The sequence below is a fragment of the Pseudomonas sp. MS646 genome (assembly GCF_036693845.1).
In the GTDB taxonomy this organism is placed as follows: domain Bacteria; phylum Pseudomonadota; class Gammaproteobacteria; order Pseudomonadales; family Pseudomonadaceae; genus Aquipseudomonas; species Aquipseudomonas chlororaphis_E.
Genome location: NZ_CP144763.1, coordinates 2,125,292 through 2,140,942 on the forward strand (window position 1 = coordinate 2,125,292; position 15,651 = coordinate 2,140,942).

13 protein-coding genes are annotated in these 15,651 nt (G+C 64.6%); 1 reads left to right on the forward strand and 12 read right to left on the reverse strand.

Annotation, left to right across the window (positions count from 1 at the left end; translation table 11 throughout):
• Nucleotides 1-85: 85 nt before the first annotated feature.
• The 12 genes from V3H56_RS09435 to V3H56_RS09490 are packed head-to-tail and all read right to left on the reverse strand — an operon-like array spanning nt 86 to nt 13,431.
• Nucleotides 86-1,390, reverse strand: coding sequence for an oligosaccharide flippase family protein (locus V3H56_RS09435; protein ID WP_338474515.1), 1,305 nt, complete (start codon nt 1,388-1,390; stop codon nt 86-88).
• Nucleotides 1,387-2,391 (reverse strand): polysaccharide deacetylase family protein, encoded by a 1,005-nt coding sequence (locus tag V3H56_RS09440; RefSeq protein WP_042728301.1) that lies wholly within the window; start codon nt 2,389-2,391, stop codon nt 1,387-1,389. The genes V3H56_RS09435 and V3H56_RS09440 overlap by 4 nt, the downstream gene beginning before the upstream one ends.
• 15 nt (nt 2,392-2,406) lie before the next feature.
• Nucleotides 2,407-3,543: a glycosyltransferase family 2 protein gene (locus V3H56_RS09445; RefSeq protein ID WP_338474516.1), complete on the reverse strand. Its 1,137-nt coding sequence runs from the start codon at nt 3,541-3,543 to the stop codon at nt 2,407-2,409.
• Nucleotides 3,536-4,495, reverse strand: a complete 960-nt coding sequence (locus V3H56_RS09450; protein ID WP_338474517.1) for a glycosyltransferase — start codon at nt 4,493-4,495, stop codon at nt 3,536-3,538. The genes V3H56_RS09445 and V3H56_RS09450 overlap by 8 nt, the downstream gene beginning before the upstream one ends.
• A complete protein-coding gene (locus tag V3H56_RS09455) occupies nt 4,492-5,862 on the reverse strand; it encodes an O-antigen ligase family protein (RefSeq protein ID WP_338474518.1) in 1,371 nt (456 codons plus the stop codon). Before V3H56_RS09455 ends, V3H56_RS09450 begins: the two co-directional genes overlap by 4 nt.
• Nucleotides 5,859-6,962 (reverse strand): glycosyltransferase family 4 protein, encoded by a 1,104-nt coding sequence (locus V3H56_RS09460; RefSeq protein ID WP_123578663.1) that lies wholly within the window; start codon nt 6,960-6,962, stop codon nt 5,859-5,861. The genes V3H56_RS09455 and V3H56_RS09460 overlap by 4 nt, the downstream gene beginning before the upstream one ends.
• Nucleotides 6,959-8,551, reverse strand: a complete 1,593-nt coding sequence (locus V3H56_RS09465) for a Wzz/FepE/Etk N-terminal domain-containing protein (protein ID WP_212803595.1) — start codon at nt 8,549-8,551, stop codon at nt 6,959-6,961. Before V3H56_RS09465 ends, V3H56_RS09460 begins: the two co-directional genes overlap by 4 nt.
• 14 nt (nt 8,552-8,565) lie before the next feature.
• Nucleotides 8,566-9,591 (reverse strand): polysaccharide biosynthesis/export family protein, encoded by a 1,026-nt coding sequence (locus tag V3H56_RS09470; RefSeq protein ID WP_047737305.1) that lies wholly within the window; start codon nt 9,589-9,591, stop codon nt 8,566-8,568.
• Between the two features lie 20 nt (nt 9,592-9,611).
• Nucleotides 9,612-10,256, reverse strand: a complete 645-nt coding sequence (locus V3H56_RS09475) for a CpsD/CapB family tyrosine-protein kinase (protein ID WP_042729729.1) — start codon at nt 10,254-10,256, stop codon at nt 9,612-9,614.
• Nucleotides 10,257-11,003 carry a sugar transferase gene (locus V3H56_RS09480; RefSeq protein WP_042729730.1) on the reverse strand — a complete coding sequence of 249 codons (747 nt, stop codon included), beginning with the start codon at nt 11,001-11,003 and terminating at the stop codon, nt 10,257-10,259. It lies immediately after the preceding gene.
• The gene (locus V3H56_RS09485; RefSeq protein WP_047737301.1) at nt 11,000-12,070 is read right to left on the reverse strand and encodes an NAD-dependent epimerase; all 1,071 of its coding nucleotides are present in this window, start codon (nt 12,068-12,070) and stop codon (nt 11,000-11,002) included. The genes V3H56_RS09480 and V3H56_RS09485 overlap by 4 nt, the downstream gene beginning before the upstream one ends.
• Nucleotides 12,067-13,431: a UDP-glucose/GDP-mannose dehydrogenase family protein gene (locus tag V3H56_RS09490; protein ID WP_047737300.1), complete on the reverse strand. Its 1,365-nt coding sequence runs from the start codon at nt 13,429-13,431 to the stop codon at nt 12,067-12,069. The genes V3H56_RS09485 and V3H56_RS09490 overlap by 4 nt, the downstream gene beginning before the upstream one ends.
• A gap of 429 nt (nt 13,432-13,860) precedes the next feature.
• Between V3H56_RS09490 and V3H56_RS09495 the strand changes: the two genes are divergently transcribed.
• On the forward strand, nt 13,861-15,558 hold the full coding sequence (locus V3H56_RS09495; protein ID WP_338474780.1) for a sulfatase-like hydrolase/transferase: 1,698 nt from the start codon (nt 13,861-13,863) through the stop codon (nt 15,556-15,558).
• Nucleotides 15,559-15,651: the final 93 nt, after the last annotated feature.

The window sequence follows — 15,651 nt, forward strand, 5'->3', positions numbered from 1 at the left end:
CACAGGCAGGCGCCCAACGCCCAGTGCCGCGTCGTCCTTTTGGCGAGCAAGCTCGCAAAGGCGCACGGCCAGGCGCCAGAAAACTTCATGCCGATTTCCCCAGTAGCATCTGGCGCATCGGCAGTAAATCGCTGGGCAGGATGATCAGTGTCTGCCACGGCGCCACGCCGCTGAGGCGGCAATACATCGCCAGCAGCGCCAGGGTCACGCCCAGGTAGGCGATGGACGATGCGGCGGCGGCACCGACGATGCCATAGCGCGGGATCAGCAACACATTCAGCGCCAGGTTCAGCAGCGCCCCCAAGCCCATCAAAAACGAGACAGCACCGGGCCGGTTCTTGCCCAGCAGGTCCAGGCGCAGGATGCTCGCGTAGCACAGCCCGAACAGCCCCGGCAGCAGTGCCAGCAGCGCCGGATACGCCGGTTGGTAGGCGACGCCGAACAAGGTGACGATCAACCATTCGCCGATCAAGGCCATGCTCAGGCAGGCCCCCAGCATCACCGTGGCGGTCAGGCGCAAGGCCAGTGGGGTCAGGCGCTGCATGTCCCGGTCCTGCTGCAACAGGCGCTTCATCAGCGGTGTGGTGACGGCTTCCGGCACGATCAGCAGCAGTTCGGCGGCGGCGCTGGCCATGGCGTAGTGACCCAGGGCGGTACTGCCCAGCAGGGCGCCGATGAACAGGTAGTCGGAGCGCAGGATCACTTGCTGGAACAGCAGGTCCGGGTGGCTACGGGCACCGTAGCGCAGCAGCTCGTTCTGGCCGCTGCGATCCCATTGCAGGGTGACGTCCTGGTCCCGGCACAGCCAGACCCAACCGGCCAGCACCACCAGGCTCAGGCCGGCCAGCCAACTGATCAACGCCGCTTCCAGGGCCGCGTCTTTCCAGAGCCAGAACAACGCCAGGAACAGCAACAGCGGCGCTACCGATTCCACCAGGCGCAGGGCATTGAAGGCGCCGACGCCGCCGGACGCGTTGTGCAGGGTCAGCAGGCCGCTCTTGAGCACGGTCAACGGCACGGCGAGCAACAGCAGCCAGGCCAGTAACCCCAATTGTGTGGTGACGTCCAGGTCAGTGCCAAACTCGCGCGCCAGCGCCACCACCAGCAAGGTCAGCAGCCCGGCCAGCAGGCAACCGAACACCAGCACCTGGCTGAGCAACAAACCCATCGAACGCTGCTGCGCTGCCTGGTAGCCGACGGCGGAGTTCAGGCCGCCGCTGGTGGCGGCGCTGATCAGGTCCGGCAGGGTGCTGAGCAAGGCGAACAACCCGCGCTCGCTGGGGCCCAGGATCCGGGCCAGCAGCACATTGCGCAGCAGGCGCAGGCCGATCATCGCCAGGCGCGTGCCCATGCTCAACAGCAGGTGCTTGAGGTAATGACCACGGCTCATGAGCGTGTTCCTCGGCGAATTCGCCAGGCCAGCAGTTCAGGGTGATGAGCGTTGCGTTGGCTGACGCCGAAGCGCGGCAGGTTCAAGGGGTCGCCGTCGTGGCGGTACAGGCCGGTCTCGGTGCCCAGGGCAAACGGATAACCGTGGGCGGCCACCTGCTGGCGCACGCGGGCATCGTGGTCGCCGTTGGGGTAGCAATACACCGGCAGGGGTTGTGCGCAGCCGTTTTCCAGGGCGATGCGGCTGCGCGACAGTTCTTCGTGCAGGCGCTGGTCGTCCAGCCCGGTGAGGATCGCGTGGCTGGCGCCGTGAGGGCCGAAGCGAATCAGGCCGGAGTCTTCCAGCATGCGTACTTGGGACCAGTCCAGCGCCTGGGGCTGGGCGCCATGGGGACAGCTTTCGGTGAGGTCGCTCAGCACCTGTGGGTCGAGGCTCTTGAGGCTTTGCAGGTAGTGCACGAGCGCCAGGCTGCGGCGGTCGTCGTCGATGTCATCGAGCAGCACCGGCAGTGGCCGGCCGACTTGATGCAAATGTTCGATCAGCGAGTGACGCGCCACCTGGCCGTGGCTGCCCCAGAGGGTTTCGCCGAGGGTTTCCCACCAGAAATGTTGACGGCTGCCGATGAAGTCCGTGGACAGGAAAATACTCGCCGGCACCTGGTACTGGCGCAGCAGTGGAAAGGCATTCATGGCGTTGTCGCGCCAGCCGTCGTCGAAGGTCAGTGCCACCCGTGGGCGGTTCGGCACGTGTTCCGGGTCGGCCAGCAGCAGCGTCATCAAGGGCACGCAATCGAAGTGGCGTTGCAGCCAGAGCAGCAGGTGCTCGAAGGCTTCCGGGCCGACGCACAGCTCGTTGCGATGGGGCAGTTCGGCGGCGCGGTCGTTGCTCAGCACCCGGTGCAGCATTAGGATCACCCCGGCACCGCGCAAGGGCCCGCGACCCAGGGCCGTGTTCAGGTACAGCCAACCGCCGGTGCGCTTGAAAACGTGTTTGATCGACATCGGCCATCCTCCTTTTCAGCGGTTCTGCTCGGGGTTCCATTGGCTGTAGCGCTGGCCCCGCAGAAACTGCCACAGCCCGATGCTCATGCCCGCCAGCGTCACCAGCACGAACGCGGCCAGGCGAAAGGGTTTGGGCAGGCGGTGTTGCGAGTCCATCAGCCCGAGCAGCGCCATGCTGTAGCCGATCAGTTGTGCCAGCAGGCTCAGGCGATAGAACGGATGCTCGTTCCACAGCCAGGCATTGCTCAGCAGCAACGGCAGCAACAGCACCGGCGCCAGGCGGCGGATCAACTTGTGGCTGATCAACCCGATGGCGTAGAGCCCATGACGCAGTGGGTTGAGCAGCGCGCGCCGCTGGGCCAGGCTTTGCAGGCCGCCGACGGTGACCCGCTGGCGGCGACGGAACTGCTTGTCGGCCTCGTCCACGCCCTGGTCGAGCACCCGAGCCCGTGGCGCATAGACGATGCTCTTGCCGGCGGCCGGCGCGCAGGTGCTGAGGAAGAAGTCATCGTTGACCTGCGCCGGTATGGGTTCGAACAGTTCGCGCCGCAGTGCCAACAGCGCACCGTCGGCCGACACCATGCAACAGGTGCGGCTTTCCACCCGGCGCAGCCAGCCTTCGTAGTGGCGATACAGGCTGTCGCCCAGGCTCAGGCCTTTGCCTGGCACGGGGATTTCCATGTGCCCGGCACACGCGCCCACTTCCGGGTCGCTCAGCGGCGCCAACAGGTGGCCGAGGGTGTCGGTGGCCCATTGGTTGTCGGCGTCGGTGAAAACCAGGATCGCGCCGCGGCTGTGGGCCACCCCGGTGTTGAGGGCGGCGGCCTTGCCTTGGCGGGGCAGGTCGAGCACGGTGATGCGCGGGTCCGCCACGTTGCGCGCGCAGGCCACCGTGTCGTCGCTGGAGCCGTCGCTGGCCAGGATGATCTGCAGCGAATGGGCCCGGTAATCCTGGGCCAGCAAGGTGCGCAACTTCTGTTCGATGTGCCGCGCCTCGTTATGGGCGGCAATCACGATGCTGACGTCCATCGGCACCGCTTTGGCGTAGTAGCGCAGCGGAAACAAGGGGGCCAGCAGGCTCAGGATCACCGGGTAGCCAAGGTAGGCGTACACCGGCAGCAACAGGCACGACCAATAGATGAATTCAGCCACGGGCAGGTCTCCTGACGGTCCAATGACAAAGATTGAGCAATAGCGCGGCGCCGGTCAGGTGCAGGCGCACCCCATGCAAGGCCCACAGTTGCAAGGTCAGGCGCGGGTCACGCCGGCTCTGGCGCAGGCTGAGCAACAGCGGCGGGAGTGCGGTGATCAGCAGCAGCATCAGGGCCAGGCGCGGCTGGCCCTGGAGCAAGGCGAGCAGGGCCAGGACGTCCAGCGCCCAGGCGCCCACGGACAGCGCCGGGAAGCGCAACAGCCGCAGGCTCGGGCCATGGCTGCGCAGCAGTTGCAGATGACTGCCCTGGCGCCACAACTCCTTGCTCATCCATTCGCGCCAGCTGCCTTCGTAACCCCAGTGCAGGGCCACGCTTTCGTTGACCAGCAGCAGCTGCGCGCCGGTCTGGCGCAGACGCAGGGAAAAATCCTTGTCCTCGCCGGTGCGCAGGGTTTCGTCGAAACCGCCGATCTGGGCGAACCAGGTGCGGCGCAGCAACAGGTTGGCGCTGGGCAGCCACTGCACCCGGTGCAGGCGATGGGCCCCCGGACGCTGGCTGCGACGTTGCCAGGCTTCGGCGAACCAGGGGGCTTGGCGCGGCGTGTCCAGGTCGAGGCCGAGCACATCGCCCTGCTGGCCTTCGAGTTCCAGCAGCAGCTTGAGCCAGTTGGCCGGCATTTCGATGTCGGCGTCGATGAACGCCAGCCAGTCGCCGTGAGCCACCGCCGCACCGCGGTTGCGCAGCGCGCCGATGTGCACGCCGGGCACGATCAGCACCCGTGCGCCCAGCTCGCTGGCGATGTGTGGGCCGCGGTCGTCGGAACCGTTGTCCACCACGATCAGCTCGCACTCCAGCTCGGCCTGACGCGCCGCTTCCCGGGCCGCCAGCAGTGTCCGGCCAATGTGTCGGGCCTCGTTGTACATCGGGATGACGATGCTGATCCGCTTCATGGCTGGGTCTCCCGTGGCGCGCCCTGTTCGGCTTCGTAGCGCAGCACGCTGGTGAGGGCGAGCATGATCCACAGCAACTTGTGGTTCGGCGCACTGAGGAACATCAGGAAAAGGGTCAGCGACAGGAAGCTCATGCCCAGGTGCGTCAGCAGGTCGGCTTGCGCCCAGTCCCGGCGTTGCAGCCAGAGCTGGCGGGCGTGCATCAGGTTGTACAGGCCCAGGCCGAGCATGCCGACGAACATCAAGCCGCCCGGTATGCCGATCTCACTGAAAATCTCCAGGTAAGTGTTGTGGGCCCGGCGATACAGGTCCCCCAGCTTGCGATTGGCCGAGAACGCCTTGGCGTAACCGGTGGGTGCGTAGTGCAGGGGGAAGGTCCCAGGGCCTGCGCCCAGCACCGGGTTCTCGCGGATCATCTGGCTGCCGACCACGATGTACGAGGCGCGCCGTCCGAGGGACTCGTCCTTGTGGGCATTGGCGCCGGCACTGAGGATGCTCAGCGACTGGATGCGTGCCACGTAGCCGGCCGGCAGCACCGCGACCGCCAGCGGAACCATCAGCGCCAGCCCGAGCATCGCGAACCCCAGGTGCCGCGGACGGATCCGTGGCAACTGCGCGCGGTAGTGGTACAGGCCGATGATCAGGCTGAGCAGCAGCACCACCAACCCCGAGCGCGATTCGGTCTTGGTCATCCCGCCCAGCAGCAGGACGAGGCAGCCACCCCAGAACAACCGGTACAGCAGGTACGGGCCCCGCACGATCAGCAGCAGGGCCAGTGGCACGGTGAAAGCGATTAGCAGGGCAAAGGCGTTCGGGTCTTCCAGCAGGCCGGACGCGCGGCCCTGGTCCTGGTACTTGGCCGAGAACATCGCGAGCACGCAGGTGGCGGTCACGCTCAACGTCACCAGGCGGCAAAACATGTCCAGGTTCAGTTCGCGGCCGATCAGCAACGTGATGCCGAACAGGATCAGGCCCACGCTCAGTTCGCGAAAATGGGTCATGGACAAGTCCATGTTTTCCGTCAGCAGCATGCTCAAGCCGTAGAGCAGCATGAAGCCGATCAACGGCCGCCAGATGTTGCTGCGCAGGCGCGTGGCGGGAAGCTGGTGCACAGCCAATTGCAACATCAGGATCAGCGCCAGGGCCAGGCCGAAGAACTTGGTGCCGGAGAAAGCGTTGTCCTTGAACAGGCCTTCGAAGGGCACCAGGGCGGCGATGCCCAGCAGCCCCCAGCCGGGCTTGCGGTACAGCACGGCGACACCGACCAGGCCCAGCACCGCGCCTGGCGCCAGGAACGGATAAGGACTGGCCAGCAACGCCAGGCAAGCCAGGCCCAGCAGGCTGATGATCGAGAGCGGGACGATCATGGGTGAGCCTCCTGTGCCGTGCGGATGTAGAGCTGCGACCAGCGCTCGGCCAGCGTGCGCAGGTCGTAGCGATCCTGCTGGGTGCGGCGGGCGTTGTCGGCGAGGATCCGCGCCAGGGGCGGTTCGCTGAACAGCGTCTCGATCTGTTGCGCCAGTGCGTGGCTGTCGGCCGGTGTCGCGAGCAGGCCGTTGTGCCGGTCCTGCAGGACATCGGGAATGCCGCCGACGCCGAACGCCACCACCGGCACACCGGCCTGCATGGCTTCGAGCAGGATCATCGGCGTGCCTTCGGTGCGCGAGCTGATCACCAGGGCATCGAGGCGACTCCACCAGGCGTTCATGTCGGTCTGGTAGCCCGGCAGCTCGATGCGCGTCGGCAGGCCGGCGTCGTTGATGCGCTTGAGCAGCGTCTGGCGTTCCGGACCGTCGCCGAGCATCACCGCATGCAGTGACGAATGCCGCTGGCACAGCGGGATCATGGCGTCGAGGAACAGGTCCGGGCCTTTCTCGCTGCTCAAGCGCCCGACGTAGCCGACCCGCCAGCGCTGTTCATCGGCGCGGTGGGCCGGCGGCGCGGTGACCGCCGGCAAGCCGTTGGGGATCACGTCGAGTTTCGACGCGCGCACGCTGGCCTGGCGGTGCAGGGCGGCAATGCTCTCGGCCACGCAGACCACTCGCTTGACCGAGCCGGTGCGGCACAGTTGCAGGCTCAGCCAGGTGTAGAAGCGCTGCTTGGGGCTGCGCGGGGTGAAGCCGTGCTGGGTGATCACCAGTGGCAGGCGCAGCAACGTGGCGGCGGACCAGCCGAACAACAGCCCCTTGAAGTTGTGGGTGTTGATCAGCGGCCGGTCCTCGCGGCGCTGGCGCAGGTGCTGCAACAGCTCGGCCCAATTGGCGCAATGGCGGCAGTCGACCCCGGCCTGGCGAAAGCGCGTGATCAAGGTCGGCGGCGCCGCCAGGAACAGCACCTGGTGCTGTCCGGGCGTGGCCAGGCAATGATCGAGCAGCATCCGCTCGGCTCCGTAGAAGCCGCCGCTGTCGAGCAGGTGAATGATCGACAGGGGGCTGCTGTGGCGGGTCGGGCCGAACGGCGCGTTCAATTGCGCACCCAATGGACAAGGCTGGGCAGGCTCCAGTTGCGGTGCGGGTTGACCTGGTCGGGGGACTGCTCGTTGATCACCAGCAGCACCGGTACATCCAGTTGTTGGCTGATCTGGGCCGGATGCTTGAAGCGATGGTCGAAGAACTCACGCACATAGACCAGGGCGATCGCCAGCAACAGGCCGCTGAACAGGCCGAACGCGATGATCAGCATCGGTTTGGGGAACGCCGGGGCGGTCGGTTCGAAGGGTGGGCTCAGGACCCGGGCGTTGGACAGGTCGCTGTCCAGCGAACGGGCGGTGCTGGCTTCGGCGAACCGTTGGGCGTAGGTGGAGAACGCCGCATGCAGGGCGTCGATCTCGGTGTCCATCTGCCGCAGCTTGCTCTGGGTTTCCTGCAACTGGTGGATGCGTTCCTTGAACTCGGCGATGCGCTCGACCTTCTGGTTGATCACCGAGCTGACCACGGCCAGGTCGGTGGTGCGTTCCTGGATCCGGTTGCTCACCACCTTCAGGAACTGCTGGCGGGTGCGCACGATCTGCTCCCGGGCCAGCAGCATCGGTTCGCTGCCGGGTTGGAAGATCGCCAGGTCATTCATGTAGCGGGCGACCTGGCCGGTCAGTTGCTCGCCCAACTGTTTGATTTCCCGGTCTTCGAAGGCGATGTTGTCCACGGTGGTGGTGAAGGTGAACGGGAAGGTGTAGTCGTTGAACCGCGAGCTGTTCGCCGACGCCAGGCTGGTCTTGAGGTAGTCGAGCCAGCGTTGGCTTTGCAGCAGGCGATCCTGGTACAGGTTCAGGGCCTGTTCTTCGGTGTTGATGGCGTTCAGGCGGAAGGTGATTTCCTCCTTCGGATCCGCCGAGCCGACGCCTTCGAGCAAGGTCAGGCGGGTGCTTTCCAGGCCGTCGAGGCGATGCTGGTACTGGCTTTTCTTCTGTTCGTAGAAGGTTTGCGGCAGCTCGATCGATTGCAGTTCCTGGCGACTGGCGAGGTAGTTCTGCAGCAGTTGTGCGACGAACCGGGTGCCTTGGGCCGGGTCACCGAAGCTGTAGACGATGGAGATGACGTTGGAGCCGGGCAGGGTCTCGATCTTGAGGTTTTCGACGGCTTCGTCGGTCAGGGTATCGAGCACGGTGTCACGCACCGGATCCACCTCCAGCCCCAGCGCGTCGCGCAGCGGGTTGATGGCGTACTCACGCAGTGGCGTGGTGATGTAGCGCTTGAACGGATCGCTCACCCACCTGTTGAAGATGCCGGGGCTGGGCGTGTACTCGCCCTGATCGCGCAGGGTGCTGATGGTCTGGCGGATCAGCGCGGGCGAACGGAGGATATTGCTCTCGGTTTCCATGTCCGCCAGGGACGGTGGAATGAACGTGGCGTTCTCCTGGTTGAGCGACGTGGTGGCGTCGCCCTGGGAGATTTTTTTCGACTGCACGATCACCTGGGCGGTGATATCGAAGCTCTGCTTGAGCATCAGCGGCAACACCAGGGCGATGACGGCGAAAATCAGGAAAACACGCTTCACCCACTGCTTGTTGGCGAAGAAGATCCTGAAGAACTCGTGCAGATAATTTTCCTTGGGATTCATGTCGATCACCTGGGTCAGTTGCTGTTGCTGCCTTTGTTATCGAGGCGGTAGCCGAAGCTGACCCCCACGCCCTGGAACAGCACCACGTCGGCCAGTTGCCTGGCGAGTTCGCCGGCGCTGGCGAGCTTGGTCTTGGGTACGAACAGCATGTCTTCGGGTTGCAGGTAGGCGATTTGCGACGCGTCGCCGCTCAGGGCTTTTTCCACGTCGTAATGCCGGGCTTCGACCTGGTTGCCGTTGCGGCGCATGATCACCACCGAATCGAGCCGGGCCTTGACGTTGGTGCCGCGGGCCAGGGTCAGCGCCTCAAGCACCGAGATCGGCCGGCGGATGGGGTAGGAGCCGGGTTGGGCGACTTCACCGAGCACGTAGATCTCGTTGCCGGCGGTGGACTTGAGCAGCACATCGACGGTCATGTGCCCGGGCAGTTGGGCGTAACGCTCATTGAGAAACGCCTCCAACTGGGTGACGGTCATGCCTTGCAGCGGCACGGCCCCGATTTCCGGAAAGCTCGCATAGCCGTCCCGGCCCACGGTGATTTCCCGGCTCATGCCGGTGCCGGGGTGACTCAAGGTGCTGCGCAGGTTGTTCTCGCCGGCCAGCGGGCTGGTGACCAGCACCGTCAACTGGTTGCGGTTGGGCTGGAAGAGCATTTTCTGGTCGTAGGCTCGTTGCACCGCGAGGCGGGCTTCGTCGGTGGTCAAGCCGGCGACCTTGACCGCGGTGTTGGCGCCCGGCAGTTCAATGCTGCCATCGGGCATGACCTGTTGCGTGCCGTTGAGCTGGCTGGCGGCGGTGAAGTTCAGGGCCACCTGGTCACCCGGTTGTACGCGGTAGGCCTGTGGGCCGGTGGTGCTGATGTGAAAGATCACATCGAGCACATCCTGAGGCCGCAGGGTCTGCTCGACCTTGGGCATGTCGGTGGCCTGGGCGTTGGCCGGCGCGGCCGTGAGGATCTGCACCGGCATCGAACGGGTATCGGTGGTGCTGGAGCAACCGGCGAGCGGCAGCAACAGCAGGACAAGCATTCTGGCGTTCATCTCGTCATCCTTCTGCACGCTTACAGGTTGTTGTAGAGCCATTTGGGCATGTAGTACTTGCGGCGGTTGAACACGCTGCCCACCACCTTCGCGCCGGCCTGGGACAAGCGCTGGCGAGTGGCCTGGGCCACTTCCCAGCGGGTGTCTTCACCGCGCACCACCAGCACCACGCCGTCCACCTGGGTGCTGAGCACCAGCGTGTCGCAGGCCGAATACACCGCGTCGGCGTCGATCACCACGAAGCGGTACTGCGCCGCCAGTTGCCGGAACAGCGGGCGCAGTTGCTCGGGGCTCAGGCGTTCGGCATTGCGGCCCAGGCGTCCGAGCGGCAGGAAGTCGAAGGGCAGGCTGGAGATCTGCACCACGCAGTCCTGCAACAGGGGCGGGGCGAGGCTGTTGAACAGCAGGTCGCTGAAGCCACGCTCCTTGTACAGCGACAGTTGCTGGCTGAGGTTGCGCGGCGAATGGCTGGCATCTACCAGCAACACGCGCCCCGTGCTCATCTGCGCCAGTTGAGCGGCCAGCGCCATGGCGCTGGTGCTGGTGCCGGTGCCGGTGTTGGCGGCCGTCAGCAGCAGTATCCGCAAGGAAGGGTCGAGCACGGTCGAGGTCAGGTTGGTCTCGCTCGGGCTTGCTATGGTGAGAATATTCGTCGAACCGTCCATTTAACTCGCTCCGTGGCCGCTGAACACTTTGAAGGGGGTCATCATCAGGATCTTCAAATCCAGCATCAGGCTTTGCTCGGCGATGTAGCTGAGGTCCAATTCCACGCGCTGGTCGAAGTCGATATTGCTGCGCCCGGAGATCTGCCAAAGGCCGGTCATGCCGGGGTAGATGCTCAGGCGCACAAGGTGGTTGTCCTTGTAGCGGTAGGCGTTGAACGAGGTCGGCCGCGGGCCCACCAGGCGCATGTCGCCGGTCACTACATTGATCAGGTTGGGCAGTTCGTCGAGGCTGCTGCGTCGCAGGAACCGGCCGATGGGCGTGATGCGCGGGTCGTTGTCGATCTTGAAGTCGATGGCATCGACGCCGTGTTTGTTGAGGTGGCGCAGCGACTCCTTGAGGGCTTCGGCGTCGGCGACCATGGTGCGAAACTTGTACATGCCAAAGACTCGGCCGCGGTAGCCGGTGCGCTTCTGCACGAACAGCACCGGCCCCGGGCTTGAGAACTTGACCAGCAGCGCCAGGCCCAGCAGCAATGGGCAGAGCATCAGCAGAATTGTCAGGGCACCGAGGCAGGCCATCACGCGATTGGTCCGTGAGACCGTCCAGGGCCGGCCGCCGTCGCGGCCGGTCAGCCAGCCCCGGCCTTGGCGGTGGATGGCCGCGTCGAGGCGCCTGCGGTGGTCGGGGTCGACACGTTTGTCGCGTCCGGGTGCGTTGATCGGTAGGTCATGCTCATGTCGGGTCATAGACTCCTCCGCTGAGGTTCGTGCGCAGGTTCAGCCGCGAGCGGCGGGTGGGCAGCAGGCCGCGCGTAGTACTCCAGAAACCAGGCGATGAAGCGGCCGAGGCCTTCGTCCAATTCGATGCGCGGCTGGAACCCGGTGGCCCGCGCCAGGCCACTGGCGTCGGCGCAGGTGTTGAGTACGTCCCCGGCTTGCAGGGGCAGCAGTTCGATGCGGGCGCTGCGGCCCAGGTGTTTTTCCAGCAGCACCACATAGCTGCGCAGCGCCACCGGGTGCTGCCCGCCGATGTTGAAGATCCGCCAGGGCGCCCGGCTGGTGGCCGGGCCCGGTTGTTCGCAAGCCTCCTGTGGAGTGGCCTGGGGCGGTCGGTCGATCAGCCGGGCGATGCTCTCGATGATGTCGTCGACGTAGGTGAAATCCCGTTGGTGTTCGCCGTGGTTGTACAGCGACAGCACTCGACCTTCGGTGATGGCGCGGGCGAACTGGATCGGCGACATGTCCGGCCGGCCCCAGGGGCCGTATACGGTGAAGAAGCGCAGCCCCGTGCACGGGATGCCGAACAGGTGGCTGTAGCTGTGGGCCATCAGCTCATTGGCTTTTTTGCTGGCCGCGTACAGCGACAACGGATGGTCGACGTTGTCCTGCTCCGAGTACGGGGTGTGCGGGTTGGCGCCGTACACCGAGCTGGAAGAGGCGTAGATCAGGTGCCTGACCGGGTAGCGGCGGCAGCTTTCCAGGATGTTGAGGAAACCGCCGAGGTTGCTGTCGACATAGGCCCGCGGGTTCTCCAGGGAATAGCGCACGCCGGCCTGGGCGGCGAGGTGGATCACCACCTCCGGGCGGTGGTGCTGGAACAGCGCATCGATGGCCGGTGCGTCGCTCAAGTCGATCCGGGCCAGCGGGAACTCGCCGGCCTGCTCGTGCACCCAGGCCACGCGGTCGTGCTTGAGCTGCGGGTCGTAGTAGTCGTTGAAGTTGTCCAGCCCGCACACCCGATGGCCGTCGCGCAGCAGGCGCAGCACGCAATGTGCACCGATGAACCCGGCTGCGCCGGTCACCAGGACATTCACGCTTGCGGCCCTGGTGCAGCGGTGTCCGGCAGGGTGTGCCGCAGGCCGATGCCGCGATACAACAGCCCGGCGGCGGCCAGGTGTTCGGGGTTGTACAGGTTGCGGCCATCGATGATCACGCGGGCGCGCAACTTGCTGGCCAGCAGGTCGAAGTCCACTACGCGGAAGTTTTTCCACTCGGTGCAGATCACCAGGGCGTCGGCGTCTTCCAGGGTGTCATCGCGGGTGGCGCACAGGTTCAGGTCTTTGCGGTAGCCGTAGAGACGGCGGCATTCGGACATGGCTTCCGGGTCATAGGCCTGGACCCGGGCGCCTTCGCGCCACAGCGCTTCCATCAGGTAGCGGCTGGGGGCTTCGCGCATGTCATCGGTGTTGGGCTTGAAGGCCAGGCCCCAGATGGCAATCGACTTGCCGGACAGGCCGTCGGGGAATTGTTTGGCGAGCTTCTCGAAAAGGATGTGCCGCTGGCTGTCGTTGACGTCGGTGACGCTGCGCAGCAGGCGCAGGGGCATGCCGCTCTGTTCGGCGGTGTGCAGCAGGGCTCGCAGGTCCTTGGGGAAGCACGAGCCACCGAAGCCGCAGCCGGGGTAGATGAAGTGATAGCCGATGCGCGGGTCTGAACCGATGCCTTTGCGCACCGCTTCGATGTCGGCCCCCAGGCGTTCTGTGAGGTTGGCCAGCTCGTTCATGAAGCTGATGCGTGTGGCGAGCATCGCGTTGGCGGCGTACTTGGTCAGTTCGGCGCTGCGGTTGTCCATGAACATCAGTTTTTCGTGGTTGCGGCAGAAGGGCGCGTACAGCTCGCTCATCTGGTCGCGGGCCAACTGATCGGCGGTGCCGACGATGATCCGGTCCGGGCGCATGCAATCGGCGAGGGCGCTGCCCTCCTTGAGGAATTCGGGGTTGGACACCACCCGCACATTCAGTTGCTTCAGGCCGCGGCGCGCCAGCGCCTGGCGGGCGCAGTCGGCAACTTTGTCGGCCGTGCCCACCGGCACCGTGGACTTGATGATCAAGGTGCGGTCGCTGTCCATGAAGTCGGCGATCTGGCGGGTGACGCCCAGCACATGGCTCAGGTCGGCTGAACCGTCCTCATCGGCGGGCGTGCCGACGGCGATGAAGATCAATTCGCCGTGATTGACCGCATCGCTGGCCTGGGAGCTGAACGCCAGCCGCCCGGCCTTGATGTTCTCTTCGAGCAAACCGGACAGGCCCGGTTCGCTGATAGGCGGCACCGCTTGTTGCAGTTGCCGGATCTTGTTCGGGTCGATGTCGATGCACAGCACGCGATGCCCGACATCGGCCAGCGCGGCGGCCTGGATCAGCCCCACATACCCCGTTCCAAATACGCTCACGTCCATTCTTGGCGCGCCTCGCAAAAACCCGTTTATGTAACTCGGATGAAACTGTTATGAGGGGGTATAGCGCAGCCTCAGAAAAGCGTGTCAGCAAAATGACAGTTGTCAGTGTTGGCAAAACTCGAAAGAACAGGGCCTTTTGATATCAAGTTATTGACTGTCTTGGAAAAGTCTCGGTTTTAAAGGGTTTTAGAGGCGTTTAAGAAAGCGATGAACGGTCATAATCCATAGATTTTTCGATTTTAAGAGCCTTAATCGTGTCATTTTTGGGCTAACTTTTTTTTGACGCACTCGTTGGTCAGGGCATTTCTTGCACTTTGGAAGGCCGCTGCTACTGTGCAGAAACGAAGCCTGTCCGAGCACCGCAAAAGCGCCGCTTTCCTGGCGCCGGAACGCGCCTCTTTTCAACGTCACGACCCCACCGAGAACGTCATGACCCGATACCTCAAGGAACTGTTGCTGGTGCTGTACCTGGTTCGGGGTCACGAGTACTACCTCGATCGCCTGGGCGCGCTGGGCGTGGGTGTTGCCACACTGCTGTTCGGCGCGATGTTCGTGGTGCTGGTGATTGCCTTATGGCTGGCCGCGCACATTCGCCTGGCGCTTGTGCGGCACCTGTTCGCCCTGGTGATGTTCGTCTCGGCGGTGTTCTTCGAGGTGTACACGCGGGTCACCGACAGCTACCTGACCTACAGTCAGTTCGTGTCGCTGGTGTATTCGGGCGGGTTCATCCAGGAGGCGGCCTACCAGTATCGCGAGGTGATCATCAGCGCCATGGCCGGTGGCCTGTTGCTGTTGCTGGGTGTCGGGCTCAAGCCGCGGCGGCGGCTGGCGATCCCCGGATACCTGCCCATCGCCGCACCGGTGCTGGGCGTGCTGTTACTCAGTGGGGTGCTGTTCGTACGGGCGGGGGAAGGTGCCCGCGGGTTACCGGTGATGTACACGCCGCTGGCCTACCTGAACCTGTTTCTCTACGAGGCCTGGCACAACACCGTCGGCCCTCGGGAACCGGTGGGTATTGCGCGGTCAACGGCGCCCATCGACCACGATATCGTGCTGATCATCGATGAAAGCATTGCCGGCAACTACCTCGACATCAATACCCCTTCCGGCGTGCACAGTGGCCTGGAAACGGCGCCGGACGGCGTGGAGATTTTCAACTACGGGTATGCCGCCTCCATCGCCAATTGCAGCGCCGACACCAACGTCACCCTGCGTTATGGCGGCACACGCGCCGACTACATGCGCATCAACAGCACCCTTCCATCGATCTGGCAGTACGCCAGGAAAGCGGGCCTGCGCACGGTCTACATCGACGCCCAGCGCACCGGCGGCAACCTGCAGAACCTGATGACCGACCTGGAAAAACAGGACATCGACGCCTTCGTCCAGTTCGACCAGGTGCGCGTACGCGACCGCGACATGGCGGCCGCGGCGAAGCTGGTCGAACTGCTGGGTGACGGCCAGGCCGAGCTGGTGGTGATCAACAAGGTGGGCGCGCACTTCCCGGTCCACGACAAATACCCCGACGATTTCATGAGCTATCGACCGGCCCTGCCGCGCGGGCAGTATCAGGACGTGGCCGACACCGGCAAGCGCGACGGTTTCAACGGCCAGAACGACGATTGGGTGTTGTACCGCAATGCCTATCAGAACACGTTGCTGTGGAATGTCGGGGAGTTCTTCAGGCGCATTTTCCAGCAGGCCGACCTGAGCCATGCCGTGGTGATCTACACCTCCGATCATGGCCAGGACCTGCATGAGCGCGGCAACCCGGGCCTGAACACCCACTGCGGCGGCGACCCGGTGGCAGAGGAGGGGCTGGTGCCGTTGGTGGTCATCCAGGGCAAGGCCTTGCACACCCTCGACTGGCGTGATGCCCTGGCGCAGAACAAGGACCGTTCGAGTCACTACAACATCTTCCCGACCCTGTTGCAGTTGATGGGCTACGACACTGCTGGCGTCGAGTCGGTCTATGGCAGGTCGCTGGTCCAGCCTACCGATGACGATTTCACCTTCAACTACCGCTTCAACGCGCGCCTGGGGGCGAAACCGGCCTGGCGGCACATCGACCTGAGCCACATCGTCACCCCGAAACCGACCCAGGCAGAAATGGCCGTGGGGCATTGATCAGGTCGCCCACTGTTGGGCCTGTGGGATCGTGCCAGGTCGGGCCCTGACTGATCGCTGGAAATTAACGCTAAACGAACGTGCCTCCAGCCT

What these genes read in the sequence shown, in the direction of transcription:
- V3H56_RS09465 (WP_212803595.1), bottom strand. Translation starts at nt 8,551, where the DNA reads ATGAATCCCAAGGAAAATTATCTGCACGAGTTCTTCAGGATCTTCTTC.
- V3H56_RS09480 (WP_042729730.1), bottom strand. Translation starts at nt 11,003, where the DNA reads ATGACCCGACATGAGCATGACCTACCGATCAACGCACCCGGACGCGAC.
- V3H56_RS09435 (WP_338474515.1), bottom strand. Translation starts at nt 1,390, where the DNA reads ATGAGCCGTGGTCATTACCTCAAGCACCTGCTGTTGAGCATGGGCACG.
- V3H56_RS09440 (WP_042728301.1), bottom strand. Translation starts at nt 2,391, where the DNA reads ATGTCGATCAAACACGTTTTCAAGCGCACCGGCGGTTGGCTGTACCTG.
- V3H56_RS09450 (WP_338474517.1), bottom strand. Translation starts at nt 4,495, where the DNA reads ATGAAGCGGATCAGCATCGTCATCCCGATGTACAACGAGGCCCGACAC.
- V3H56_RS09490 (WP_047737300.1), bottom strand. Translation starts at nt 13,431, where the DNA reads ATGGACGTGAGCGTATTTGGAACGGGGTATGTGGGGCTGATCCAGGCC.
- V3H56_RS09495 (WP_338474780.1), top strand. Translation starts at nt 13,861, where the DNA reads ATGACCCGATACCTCAAGGAACTGTTGCTGGTGCTGTACCTGGTTCGG.
- V3H56_RS09475 (WP_042729729.1), bottom strand. Translation starts at nt 10,256, where the DNA reads ATGGACGGTTCGACGAATATTCTCACCATAGCAAGCCCGAGCGAGACC.
- V3H56_RS09470 (WP_047737305.1), bottom strand. Translation starts at nt 9,591, where the DNA reads ATGAACGCCAGAATGCTTGTCCTGCTGTTGCTGCCGCTCGCCGGTTGC.
- V3H56_RS09455 (WP_338474518.1), bottom strand. Translation starts at nt 5,862, where the DNA reads ATGATCGTCCCGCTCTCGATCATCAGCCTGCTGGGCCTGGCTTGCCTG.